12 protein-coding genes, 1 pseudogene and 1 riboswitch are annotated in these 12,407 nt (G+C 42.2%); of the genes and pseudogenes, 8 read left to right on the forward strand and 5 right to left on the reverse strand.

Annotation, left to right across the window (positions count from 1 at the left end):
* Positions 1-126: 126 nt before the first annotated feature.
* Together MKY17_RS03785 and MKY17_RS03790 are read right to left on the reverse strand one after the other, a co-directional pair.
* Positions 127-1,416: a glutamate-1-semialdehyde 2,1-aminomutase gene (locus MKY17_RS03785; RefSeq protein ID WP_144550586.1), complete on the reverse strand. Its 1,290-nt coding sequence runs from the start codon at positions 1,414-1,416 to the stop codon at positions 127-129.
* Between the two features lie 143 nt (positions 1,417-1,559).
* Positions 1,560-1,880 carry a hypothetical protein gene (locus MKY17_RS03790; protein ID WP_098370623.1) on the reverse strand — a complete coding sequence of 107 codons (321 nt, stop codon included), beginning with the start codon at positions 1,878-1,880 and terminating at the stop codon, positions 1,560-1,562.
* A 150-nt stretch (positions 1,881-2,030) separates the two neighbouring features.
* Between MKY17_RS03790 and MKY17_RS03795 the strand changes: the two genes are divergently transcribed.
* The 3 genes from MKY17_RS03795 to MKY17_RS03805 are packed head-to-tail and all read left to right on the forward strand — an operon-like array spanning position 2,031 to position 4,668.
* On the forward strand, positions 2,031-3,038 hold the full coding sequence (locus MKY17_RS03795; protein WP_098370624.1) for an ATP-binding cassette domain-containing protein: 1,008 nt from the start codon (positions 2,031-2,033) through the stop codon (positions 3,036-3,038).
* 48 nt (positions 3,039-3,086) lie between these two features.
* The gene (locus MKY17_RS03800) at positions 3,087-3,878 is read left to right on the forward strand and encodes an ABC-2 family transporter protein (RefSeq protein WP_098370625.1); all 792 of its coding nucleotides are present in this window, start codon (positions 3,087-3,089) and stop codon (positions 3,876-3,878) included.
* Positions 3,879-3,882: 4 nt separating this feature from the next.
* Positions 3,883-4,668: an ABC-2 family transporter protein gene (locus tag MKY17_RS03805; RefSeq protein WP_098370626.1), complete on the forward strand. Its 786-nt coding sequence runs from the start codon at positions 3,883-3,885 to the stop codon at positions 4,666-4,668.
* Between the two features lie 41 nt (positions 4,669-4,709).
* On the opposite strand, the pseudogene MKY17_RS03810 reads toward MKY17_RS03805, so the two are convergent.
* Positions 4,710-5,185: pseudogene (locus tag MKY17_RS03810) on the reverse strand (acyl-CoA thioesterase).
* Positions 5,182-7,488 (reverse strand): 5-methyltetrahydropteroyltriglutamate--homocysteine S-methyltransferase, encoded by a 2,307-nt coding sequence (gene metE, locus MKY17_RS03815; protein ID WP_179891021.1) that lies wholly within the window; start codon positions 7,486-7,488, stop codon positions 5,182-5,184. The pseudogene MKY17_RS03810 and the gene metE overlap by 4 nt, the downstream one beginning before the upstream one ends.
* A gap of 144 nt (positions 7,489-7,632) precedes the next feature.
* A riboswitch (cobalamin riboswitch) is annotated at positions 7,633-7,825 on the reverse strand.
* Between the two features lie 246 nt (positions 7,826-8,071).
* On the opposite strand from metE, the gene MKY17_RS03820 reads away from it, so the two are divergent.
* From MKY17_RS03820 to perR, 5 genes are all read left to right on the forward strand, one after another.
* Positions 8,072-8,491 (forward strand): potassium channel family protein, encoded by a 420-nt coding sequence (locus MKY17_RS03820; protein ID WP_098370627.1) that lies wholly within the window; start codon positions 8,072-8,074, stop codon positions 8,489-8,491.
* 62 nt (positions 8,492-8,553) lie between these two features.
* Positions 8,554-9,024, forward strand: coding sequence for a thioredoxin-dependent thiol peroxidase (bcp, locus tag MKY17_RS03825; protein WP_098370647.1), 471 nt, complete (start codon positions 8,554-8,556; stop codon positions 9,022-9,024).
* Between the two features lie 11 nt (positions 9,025-9,035).
* Complete coding sequence (locus tag MKY17_RS03830; RefSeq protein WP_098370628.1) at positions 9,036-10,142, forward strand: aminopeptidase; 1,107 nt, start codon at positions 9,036-9,038, stop codon at positions 10,140-10,142.
* A 151-nt stretch (positions 10,143-10,293) separates the two neighbouring features.
* Positions 10,294-11,238 (forward strand): D-2-hydroxyacid dehydrogenase, encoded by a 945-nt coding sequence (locus tag MKY17_RS03835; RefSeq protein ID WP_098370629.1) that lies wholly within the window; start codon positions 10,294-10,296, stop codon positions 11,236-11,238.
* Between the two features lie 162 nt (positions 11,239-11,400).
* Positions 11,401-11,838, forward strand: coding sequence for a peroxide-responsive transcriptional repressor PerR (gene perR / locus MKY17_RS03840; RefSeq protein WP_179086146.1), 438 nt, complete (start codon positions 11,401-11,403; stop codon positions 11,836-11,838).
* A 99-nt stretch (positions 11,839-11,937) separates the two neighbouring features.
* On the opposite strand, the gene MKY17_RS03845 is transcribed toward perR, so the two are convergent.
* Positions 11,938-12,291 (reverse strand): YgzB family protein, encoded by a 354-nt coding sequence (locus tag MKY17_RS03845; protein WP_076371179.1) that lies wholly within the window; start codon positions 12,289-12,291, stop codon positions 11,938-11,940.
* Positions 12,292-12,407: the final 116 nt, after the last annotated feature.

The following is a 12,407-nucleotide window of genomic DNA, read 5'->3' on the forward strand; positions in this document are numbered from 1 at the left end:
GATTTATGTGGGAAGTGGCCTGAAATGCCAATGTTAAAGATTTATTACAGGGTAATAAGAAACCCCCAAGATTGATGTATATCCTGAGGGTGTATAAAAAATGCATAATTATGCTGATTCGATTTATTATATTAGGTTTTTGAATGCATGTTCAACCGCTTTTAGAGTATAAGCGATATCGTCATCCGTGTGGGCAATTGTCAAGAACCAGGCTTCGTATTTGGACGGTGCCAAATTGATTCCCTGGTTGAGCATGAGTTTAAAGAACTTAGCGAACATTTCGCCATCAGTATTTTCCGCCTGCTCATAGTTTTCAATCTTTTCTGTGGTGAAATAGATCGTCAATGCCCCTTTAAGGCGGTTGATGGTGATCGGAACATTATATTGGCGGGCCGCTGTCAGGATACCTTCTTCAAGGATTTTTCCCAGCCGGTCAAGCTCTTCGTACAGACCCTCTTCTTTAAGTACTTCTAAGCAAGCTATCCCGGAAAGCATGGAAGCAGGATTTCCTGCCATCGTACCTGCTTGATAGGCAGGTCCCAGCGGGGCGACAGAATCCATGATCTCTCTTTTACCGCCATAGGCACCGATAGGAAGCCCGCCCCCGATGATTTTTCCAAGCGCGGTCAAATCGGGTTGAATTCCCAAGTAGTCCTGTGCCCCTCCATACATGAAGCGGAACGCTGTGATGACCTCGTCGAAAATGACGAGTGATCCGGCTTCGTGCGATAATGAAATGACTTCTTCCAAGAAGCCAGGGCTTGGTTCCACGATTCCAAAGTTGCCGACAATCGGTTCTACCAGCACGCCTGCAATTTCAGTGCCCCATTTATCCAGTGCTTCTTTAAATGACTCGATATCATTGAAAGGTACAGTGATGACTTCTTGTGCGATGCTTTTTGGAACGCCGGCAGAGTCCGGTGTACCTAAAGTGGACGGGCCGGAACCTGCAGCGACAAGAACAAGGTCGGAGTGTCCATGGTAACAGCCTGCAAACTTGATGATCTTATCCCGTCCTGTGTAAGCGCGGGCAACGCGGATGGTGGACATGACGGACTCGGTTCCTGAATTGGTGAAGCGGACTTTATCCATGGATGGTATGGCTTCTTTCAACATTTTGGCAAATTTGACTTCATGTTTTGTCGGTGTGCCGTATAAAACGCCCGTTTCTGCAGCTTTAACGATGGCCTCCGTAATATGTGGATGCGCATGACCTGTGATGATCGGGCCATATGCAGCTAAATAATCGATATATTTATTGCCATCAACATCCCAGAAATAAGCACCTTTGGCATGATCCATCGCAACCGGTGAACCGCCTCCTACAGCTTTGTAAGAACGGGATGGACTGTTAACCCCGCCAACGATATGTTCTAATGCCTCTTTATGTAAAAGCTCCGAATTACTAAAATCCAATCTTAAAACCTCCTAAAAATATAAACATATTTCCTCTTTATCATAGCACTTTTCCGTCCGTAAATCTGGGGTGGAAGGCTAGGAAATGTGATTAGTTCCCTGGTGGAAACGCTGCAGCCCTAGAACATCAGGATTCCGGGCCATCATTTTGTTTCGGAAACGGGGTCGGATCCCAAAACTTCGATTATGAAAGTAAGAATGGCCAAGATGGTGTCTGGGTTTTCGATGTCGAATGATTGGCGGTTCATTTCGCCCTGGGCTTGGTAATAGATTAGATGGCCGGTTCCTTTCTCTTCATTAATGCAAAGATGGAAACTGATGGGTGTGCTTTCGATCGACCCGCTGGAATCCCTTTGGATGACCTGGCATAATAATTCACCGTACTCATCTTCATAAAGGAAGTCATATCGAAGGTCGAAAACGACCTTTTCAATTTGGGATAGTAATAATTTTTTGATATTCATAGCATACTCGTCTCCTTTATATATGTATCTTATACAACGATCATTTCGCCCTGAAAATGGTATTTGGCATCCAAGCATTTTTATTGTCTAAAAAGGTTAGGTTGGATAAACTAATTCATTAGGACAAGAGATTACGGAGGATGTAACAGGATGAGTGATGCAATTCAAGTGAAACAGCTTCGGAAGGAATTTAAGTCGGCATCAAGCCGTACAGGGCTAAAGGGTGCCTTCCGGGATTTACTTACCAGAAATTATAAGATCGTCCCTGCCGTCAATGATATCAATTTTACTGTAAAAAAGGGTGAGATGGTAGCTTATATCGGGGAGAATGGTGCAGGGAAATCGACCACGATCAAAATGCTGACAGGTATTTTGGAACCGACAGCAGGTGAAATCACGGTCAATGGAATGAATCCACATAAAGAAAGGGAAAAGTTCACTCAGACAATCGGAGTCGTATTCGGTCAGCGCTCACAGCTTTGGTGGGATATTGCAGTTCAAGAATCCTTTAGGCTGCTAAAAAAGGTCTATAAGGTAACGGATGAACAATATAACGATCATATGGAACATGTCATCGAGACGCTCGATATCGGACCTTTGCTGGACAAGCCAGTGCGTAAACTTTCACTTGGTCAGCGGATGCGCTGCGAGCTTGCGGCAGCCTTGATCCACAATCCGCCTTTGCTGTTCCTGGATGAGCCGACGATTGGACTTGATGTACTCGTGAAAATGAAGATTCGTGAGTTCCTGAAAGAAATCAATGAGAAATATAATACGACGATCCTTTTGACTACCCATGATTTAGGTGATATTGAAGCATTATGTGAGCGCGTAATCATGCTTGATGAGGGACAGATCATTTATGATGGGGAATTACAGAGTTTGAAAGATAACTGGGCTGAGGAAAAACAGATCCATTTTCAATTCATCGAGCCGATCGCATTGAAGGAATTGCAATCATTGGCGCTCCCATTTACTGCTAACTGGGTTTATGATGAGAAAAATCAAACATACATTGCCTTGTTGAAAGAAGAAAGTGATCATATTTCACAGCTTGTTTCGGCTGTTGTAGCTCATTTTAAAATAAAGGACATCAAAATCCATGAAACGTCCATTGAAGAGATTGTTCGCAACATTTACGAAGAAGGCACTGTCTGACTCTCTTATCATTAAGAAACAACGTGTCTATCAAGAAGGGAGAGGGCCATGGGAAAGTATCTTGCAATGATCCGCATGCGTTTTTTGATGATGCTTGCGTATCGAACAGATTATTATACCGGCATTTTAATTTATAGCATTAATATCGGTGCCTATTATTTCTTATGGAATGCGATATATGGGGAAAAAAGCTCCATCGAAGGACTTTCAAGTATGCAGATGACAACCTATGTCGCGGTTGCATGGATGGCACGCGCTTTTTATTTCAATAATATTGACCGCGAAATCGCCACTGAAATTAAAGACGGCAAGGTCGCCATTGAAATGATCCGGCCGTATAACTATTTAGGCATGAAAACGATGCAAGGACTTGGGGAAGGGATATTTCGTTTCTTCTTCTTCTCGATTCCAGGAATGCTGCTGGTAGCTTTCATTTTTCCTATCGAATTGCCGCACGAGCCGGCTACGTGGGGGATGTTCGGCATTTCCTTGCTGTTCAGCTTCATCATCAATACACAGATTAACTTATTGACGGGGATCACTACCTTTTTCTTATATAATAATGCCGGATTGATCCGGGCTAAAAGGGTTATCATTGATTTATTTTCCGGTCTGCTGCTGCCCATCAGTTTCTATCCGGTATGGGCGCAGGAAGTGATGAAATATCTACCCTTTCAAGGGATCAGCTATGTACCAAGCATGATTTTTACGAACGGGTACAGTTCAGGCGAAATTGCCATGGCGCTTTTACAGCAGTTAATTTGGTGCATCATTCTCATAATACCGATTCAGCTTTTATGGATAGTCGCAAAAAAACAGCTGATTATTCAAGGAGGTTGACGGGATGTTTTATGTATCGATGTTTTTTCAATATGTGAGTCAATATATGAAAACCAGATTGCAATATAGAGCCGATTTCTTCATGGAAATCCTATCTGACCTGCTGAATCAGGTCGTGAATCTGGTATTTATCTTAGTCGTTTTTGGGCATACCCAATTTTTAAGCGGCTGGAGCCGGGAAGAAATCATATTCATTTATGGATTCTTCCTTATCCCATTTGCCCTTTTTTCTGCCTTTTTCAACATCTGGGATTTTAATGACCGCTATATCGTCAAAGGTGAAATGGATCGGATATTAACAAGACCGATACATAGCCTGTTTCAAGTCATTTTAGAAAGAATCGAACTAGAAGCGTTATTTGGTGTTGTGACCGGTTTGATCATTATATTCTATTCGGGGATTTCATTGGATCTTCAGCTTGCGTGGTATGACCCGATTCTTTTCATCATTTTTGCAATAGGCGGGGCCCTTGCTTATGCAGCCATATTCGTTGCGATAGCAAGTATTGGGTTCTGGTCGGATGCGAAAACATCCATCATGCCAATGATGTACAATATCGGGAACTACGGGCGCTATCCAGTTGATATTTATAATAAGGTCATCCGTTTTGTCCTTACATGGGTGCTGCCATTCGCGTTTGTTGGTGTCTATCCGGCATCTTATTTCCTAAGAAAAGAAGAGTGGTATGCATATGCATTTGCCACACCTGTAATCGGGGTTTCCTTTTTCGTGATATCCGTTTTCATATGGAATCAGGGAGTGAAGAGGTACCGCGGGGCAGGGAACTAAAAAAACCCCTTCAACAGCATTCATGTTGAAGGGGTTTTTGTTTAGTTCCGTTTTTTCTTTCTTTCAATATATCTTGCTTGTGCTTCAACATATTGCTGCTTTTCCTCTTCCGTTTTCGGAATGACCTTAGGTACGTTTGTCGGCTTGCCGTCTTCATCAATGGCCAGCATCGTTAAAAAAGCGCGTGCCGTAAGCTGTTTTTCACCTGTTAATAGATTCTCACGCTCCACTTTCACGAATACCTCCATTGATGTGCGATGAGCACAGGTGACATAAGCTTCAAGGTTGATCGCATCCCCTGTCTTGATGGGGGCCAAAAAATCAAAAGAGTCGCTTGAAGCAGTCACAACGGTTTTCGACAATGGCGCATAGCTGAAATGCAGGCTATTTTATCAACATATGCCATTACTTTTCCGCCAAAGATGGTATTGTGATGATTTGTATCCGGTGGAAAAACAAGGTCGGTTAAAAAAGTCCGTGACTGCTGTGTTGGATGGGCAACGTTCTTTTCAATCATTGGCCTGTTGGTTTGGCTAAAAGGTTTTCACGGACGATTTTTGCTGCTTCGACCATGTTTTTCAGGGAAGCGACGGTTTCCGGGATACCCCTTGTTTTCAGGCCGCAGTCTGGATTGATCCAAAACTGGTCTTTATTCAATACCTTGATGCCCCGTTCAATCATATCGACCATTTCTTCCACTGCGGGCACACGCGGGCTGTGAATATCATACACACCAAGGCCAATACCTTTTTCATATGTTTTTTCCTCGAATGCGGAAGCAAGCTCCCCATGACTACGAGATGTTTCGATGGAAATTACATCAGCATCGAGGGAGGAGATGACATCCATGAAACTGTTGAAGTCGCAATAGCACATATGCGTATGAATTTGGGTTGTATCCTCCACGCTTGATGTGGATATCAAGAATGAATTCACAGCCCAGTTCAAATACTCGTCGCGATCGTTTTTTTTCAATGGCAGACCTTCTCTAAGTGCAGGCTCATCAACCTGAATCATTTTAATTCCAGCAGATTCCAATGCAATGACTTCCTTTTCTAAAGCGAGTGCCAGCTGATAGCAAACATTCTCCCTGGAAATATCATCACGGACAAATGACCAATTTAAAATCGTAACAGGACCTGTAAGCATTCCCTTTACCGTCTTCTTCGTCAGTGATTGTGCGTACACACTTTCCCTTACTGTCATCGGTTCGATGAAATGGATGTCGCCGTAGATGACTGGTGGTTTCACGCAGCGGGATCCATAGGATTGTACCCAACCCTTTTCCAGAAAGATGAAACCGCCTAACTTATGGCCGAAGTATTCAACCATATCCGTCCGTTCGAATTCCCCGTGAACGAGAACATCCAAACCGATTTCTTCTTGGATTTCGATCCACCTGCCGATTTCTTCGTTTACGAATGTTTCATATTTCTGAGCGGTCCATTCTCCTCTTTTGAATTTCCCGCGTGCTTGTTTAACTTCAAATGTCTGCGGAAAGCTACCGATGGTAGTCGAAGGAAGGAAAGGCAATTTGAAAAATTCCTGTTGTTTTTGGTAACGCTCTTTAAATGGAATGTGACGGCCGGCGGTCCTGGTTTTAACCTTTTCGACTTTCGATTGTACAGTCCCATGATTCCGTGCATTTGAACTTGCTAACGTTTGAACCGTAAATTTATTGGCATCGACTTTTTCGGCGATTGCTTCAAAGCCTTGATTATTCCCTTTGACCAAGAGTGTGATTTCCTCAAGTTTCTCATCAGCGAAAGCAAGGGCCTGTTTCACTTCTTTTGAAAGTGCGGTTTCATTCCGAACGGTCACTGGGACATGAAGCAGGGAACAAGAGGGCTGAAGCCAGATTTGGTCTTCGGCTACCTTTTTCTTAAGAGTCTCAATTAATTGAATTTTTTTCGATAAATCAGATAGCCAAATGTTTTTTCCGTCAATCACACCTGCAGCAAGCACTTTGTCCTTTGGGAAGCCGAATGCTTCAAGATTACTTAGATTCCTCCCTTTATCATGTACAAAATCAAGACCGATTCCTTGGACTTTTAATTCGATGACTTCTTGGTAGTGTTCCACGGCATCAAAGTATGTTTGTAGCATGATGTTCAGGTTTGGTGCTGCTTCATTCAGCTTTTCATATAGGTAAGTAACAGTTTGCATATCATCCTTGGAAATGGATGAAACAAGAGAAGGTTCGTCCATTTGTACCCACTTCACGCCTTCTTGCTCCAACTCCCGCAGGATTTGCGTGTATAGGGGAAGCAAGCTCAGGATGATACTAGGGATCTCTTGTTTATTGAAGCCTTTGGAAAGGGAGATGAAGGTATAAGGTCCAATCAACACGGGCTTCGTTTCAATCCCTAGCTTTTCCTTGGCTTCCCGATATGCTGCAAGTGGTTTATTTTCTGTTAAAGTCAGCTGTGGCAGTTTTAATTCAGGGACAATATAGTGATAGTTCGTATTGAACCATTTCGTCATTTCGGAAGCGACTTGATCATTGTTTCCGCGAGCCATTGAATAATATACGGAAAGGGGAACCCTACCGCCTTCATAGGCTGAATAACGTTCAGGAACAAGACCGAACATGACGGACATATCGAGCATTTGATCATAGAAAGTGAAGTCATTGACAGGAATGATATCAATGCCCCGTTGCTTTTGTTTTTGTATGTTGCCTAAACGGATTGCCTTTAGTTGTGCCGTAAATTCCGCTTCATCGATTTTACCTGACCAGTAAGCTTCCAATGTACGTTTCCATTCACGATCTTCCCCGATTCGTGGGTAACCCAAACTACTGCTTTTCAAAATTCCCATCCTCCTACATTCATTTTATTGAACAATAAAAAAAGCATCCCCAACCGTCAAAAGAGAAAGTTAGAAATGCTTAAAATAAGAGGCATGCAGAATGCCCCTTACAATTATAAGGTCCCTAACACCTCCCTATCTCCCGTAGGTTAAAACAGTGTTGTCGAAATAGGCAGGTCTCCTGACTTAGGGATTATCATTAGCGGCGGCCTTCCCGATCCTTTGATCAGTGGCATATTGGATGGCGCTAACACTCCCATTACAGTGGCGGGACCGTGCCGGAATTACACCGGACTTCCCTTTTAATCCTAATTTAAAATTAGGAACCTATTTCCACATATGAAATTTTACAAAACCTGCCTTTATAAACTGTTTGCAGGCCGAAGATTTTTAAAATAAAAACTATTATAAAAATTTAGACAATCTTAACATATCCGACCAAAAGGGTCAACATGGAAAAAAAGATTCGGGAAAAGAATCAGTTTATTGAGTGTGTTGTTGATAAGTATGAGGTCTGTACCTAAAAAAGAATATATTGTTTGGACAGGGAGTATGTATAGAGAGAGTGGCGTTTTGAAATGGGGCGTGGGGGATGACTTTCTACATCTTGATTGCAGGAATCATTTTTTGCATGGTGATGAGCATTCGTACGTTATTTCTTGTTGAGTCGGGAGGAAAGAAGTTTTCTCTGGAGGATATGCTGTGGCTTGGCAATTTATATGCGACGATATTGGTTGGATTTGCACTGATTTATTTATTATACGAGCTTCAGAATCATTCGGTGATTCTTGATATGGGCAATCGGTTGGATGGCACTTTCTATGAACAGTTGAAGACTTCCTTTTACTTCAGTGCGATGACGATGTTTTCTGTAGGGTATGGAGATATAGCCCCGATTGGCATGGGCAGGATGATAGCTACCATTCAGGCTTTCATCGGGTATACACTGCCAGCAGCGTTCGTAATTCGGACAGTTATCGATTTGGAGCAGAAAGATAGGAAGGGTAAATGAAAGTTGTGTTTCTTTCGATTATTGGGTACTCTTACCATAATGAAAGAAATGGAGGGTTCAATATGACTGTTAAAATTGGAGAAAAAGCACCTGATTTCAAACTCCCTGCAAACAATGGTGAAATAGTTTCCCTATCGGATTTTAAGGGGAAAAATATTGTTTTATATTTTTATCCAAAAGACATGACGCCAGGTTGCACGACGGAGGCCTGTGATTTCCGGGACCATAATGAGCAATTCGAGGAATTGAACGCGGTCATCATTGGTATTAGCCCAGATCCAGCGGCACGTCATGAAAAATTCATCGAAAAACATGGATTGCCTTTTCTGCTGCTGGCTGACGAGAATCATGAAGCGGCCGAATCATTTGGTGTGTGGCAATTGAAAAAGAACTTCGGCAAGGAGTATATGGGCATTGAACGTTCAACTTTCCTGATAGATAAGGCTGGTAAGGTAGTCAAAGAATGGCGTAAAGTAAAAGTCAAAGGCCACGTCGAAGAAGCGCTTGAAACTCTTCGCGACCTCGAAAAATAAGGGACAGGCAGATGAAGGATGAGCGAATAACGAAGCTTGCAGCCAGGCTGATTCATCATTCGATACAAACACAGCCAAAAGAGAGAATCCTCATACGAGGGCATATCAACACGAAACCGTTATTGAAAGAGCTGATTGATGAAATATACAGAGTGGGTGCTTATCCATATGTAGAACTCGAAGACGATGAGATAAGCCGCCACCTGTTACAAGGGAATGTGAAGGAACAACTTGACACATCTTCGCAATGGGCTCTGAAGAAATATACGGATATCGATGCAGTCATCATCATCACAGGGGAAGAAAACGATGTGGAAATGACTGATGTTCCCATCGAGAGGCACCGTCTTCAAGGGGAGGCTATGAATTCCCCCACTCTTTTCTATGTAAACAACCGACGTTGGGTCTTACTTAATTATCCCACCAACGCATCAGCGCAAAAAGCCGGCATGACCTTCAACAGGTACCAAGACTTTCTGTTGAACGTATGCACCATGGATTACGGGAAAATGGAGGCGGCCTTGAAACCGTTAAAACAATTGATGGAACGGACTGACAAAGTCAGGATCGTTTCACCAGGGACAGATTTGACCTTTTCCATTAAAGGTATGCCGGCCATCATATGTGCCGGAAAAAAGAATTTACCGGATGGGGAAGTGTTTACAGCACCCATAAAAGATAGTCTCAATGGAAGGATATCCTTCAACACACCCACAACCTATGAAGGAATCACCTTTAGTGACATAGAATTAAACTTGGAAAAGGGAAAAATCATTAAAGCAACTTCCAATCGTGACTCTGAAATGAACCAAATTCTGAATATTGATGAAGGGTCCCGGTTTATCGGGGAGTTTGCAATTGGAATCAATCCATACATATTGGAACCTATGGACGATATATTGTTCGATGAGAAAATAACCGGGAGTCTGCACTTGGCTATTGGGCTTGCTTATGAAGAAGCGGATAATGGAAACCGATCATCGATACATTGGGATATGGTCTTGATCCAGCGTCCCGAATATGGGGGCGGTGACATCTATTTTGACGACGTCCCGATTAGAAGGGATGGCGTTTTCATTTTGCCGGAATTACATGCATTAAACCCAAATTCTTATTAAAAAAGCCTTTTTTAATAAGGGTAAGGCTTTTGTCCAACTCAAAAAGGGGACACCTGAATATGCTTTATTAAGGGAATACCTCCTCAAAGAAAGTTGCGCGGGACACATAGAGCCCGTGTTTTTTTATGTTAATTAAAAGGGAGAGATAAACATGTTAATACTTTCGACTGTCATTCCGAATGAAGGCATCCAAACGAAGATGATGGAAGCTTTTCCTGATTTGAACTTCATTTATCAAAAAGGATGGACTGATGGGCCGCTTCGTGAAGCGAAAATACTAATTACATATGGTGAAGACTTAACTGAAGAAATCATTGGGAAAGCGGCGAACTTGAAATGGATCATGGTCATGAGCGCAGGGATGGAATTAATGCCATTTAAAGCCATTGAGGAACGTGGCATTCTGGTGACCAACGCAAGAGGCATTCATAAAATCCCGATGGCCGAGTATACGATAGGGATGCTTTTGCAATATGAAAAGAAATTGAAACTGCTTATGAAGAATGAAAAGGAAGAATTGTGGGATAGAAAGATTGAAGTAGGAGAATTGAATGGCAAGACTATGCTCGTTATTGGTGTCGGTGCAATTGGAGGAGAGGTGGCTCGTCTTGGGAGAGCCTTTGGGATGACGACGGTGGGAGTGAACCGGAGCGGGAAGCCAGTGGAATCCATCGATCACCTTTATACTCTCGATAATTTATTGGAAGCCATACCGGGAGCCGATTATATCGTATCCGTCCTGCCAAGTACTGATGAAACGAAGGGCCTTTTGGAAAAAGAGCACTTTAAAGCAATGAAAGAATCTGCAGTATTCGTGAATATTGGCCGCGGCGACCTGATTAACGATGAAGTGTTGATCGAAGCCCTGGATGCCGGGGAATTGTCTCATGCCATCTTGGATGTATTTGATCCGGAACCTTTGGGAAAAGGGCATCCGTTTTGGAGGATGGAGAATGTCACAGTCACACCGCATCTATCAAGTAAAAGCGGAGAATATTTACCAAGAACCTTTGCCATTTTCGAAAAAAACATGCGTGAATACCTGAAAGCTGGAAAAGACTTTACCAACGTAATCGACTTAACTAGGGGATACTAAACTCAATGCAAAAATGGTAAAGACTCAATGTGTTCATGAATAAACTAAAAAAGAATGGTTAAGCCATTGAATTATTGACAAATTCAACGCATAAAAGGTACACTATTTATAAATATTACAATTTAAGAATTCATACTTAATGAGAAAAAGAGGTGGATGACGGTGTCTGAAGTTCAGTTAAAAGAAGCGTTGGATTCCTTAAAAGATACCGGTGTAAGAATAACTCCTCAACGCCATGCGATACTTGAGTATTTGATAAGCTCCATGTCCCACCCTACCGCTGATGATATATATAAAGCGCTGGAAGGCAAGTTTCCGAATATGAGTGTGGCAACGGTTTATAACAACCTGCGTGTGTTCCGTGAGGTAGGTTTGGTAAAAGAACTTACGTATGGTGATTCTTCTGCAAGGTTTGATTTTGTGACGACGAATCATTATCATGTAATTTGCCAAACTTGCGGGAAAATTGTGGATTTCGATTATCCTGCATTGGATGAAGTCGAGCATTTCGCTGCACAAGTCACCGGTTTCAATGTTAGTCATCATCGGATGGAAATCTACGGCGACTGTACGGATTGTGCGAAAAAAGAATCGCATTAAAAAAAGTTCCTCCACTTGGTTGGAACTTTTTTTATGTTATCAAAAAATGATACAATTGTTAATGACTTCTTGAAAGGGAATTCAGCTAGCGGAATTCCTCTAGTCATGCAGGCTTTTCCGGTTATATTTTTCGTTGAATTCTTCGCCTTCCAACTTTTTGTCAAGTGTCAATGGTTCTTCACAATGCATGCAAATATCTACACGCCCTAGTATTTTTGTAGGTTTGCTGCAGTTAGGGCAGACAACCTGGATCGATTTTGTAGAAAGCATTCCAATCCAAAAATAAACCCCAGTGCTTGCGATGATGAATAAAAGGCCGAGCCCCATGAAAATCGTCATGACAACAGGATTCGTTTTGAAGAAAAGCCCAAGGTACATTACGATAAAGCCAATGAAAATCAAACTCAAAGCAAAAGTACGGATTTTATTGATTTTGCTAGAATATTTAGCCATGGATTGTCCCTCCTAAAATATAAATTTAACTATAACATAAACCATGGATGGAACAAAAAAGAAATAAAGGATACATATTACTTTTGAATTGAAATAGTTTGGGGTAAGGGAAATAA

It is taken from the genome of Peribacillus sp. FSL P2-0133 (assembly GCF_037975445.1).
GTDB lineage: Bacteria > Bacillota > Bacilli > Bacillales > DSM-1321 > Peribacillus > Peribacillus simplex_E.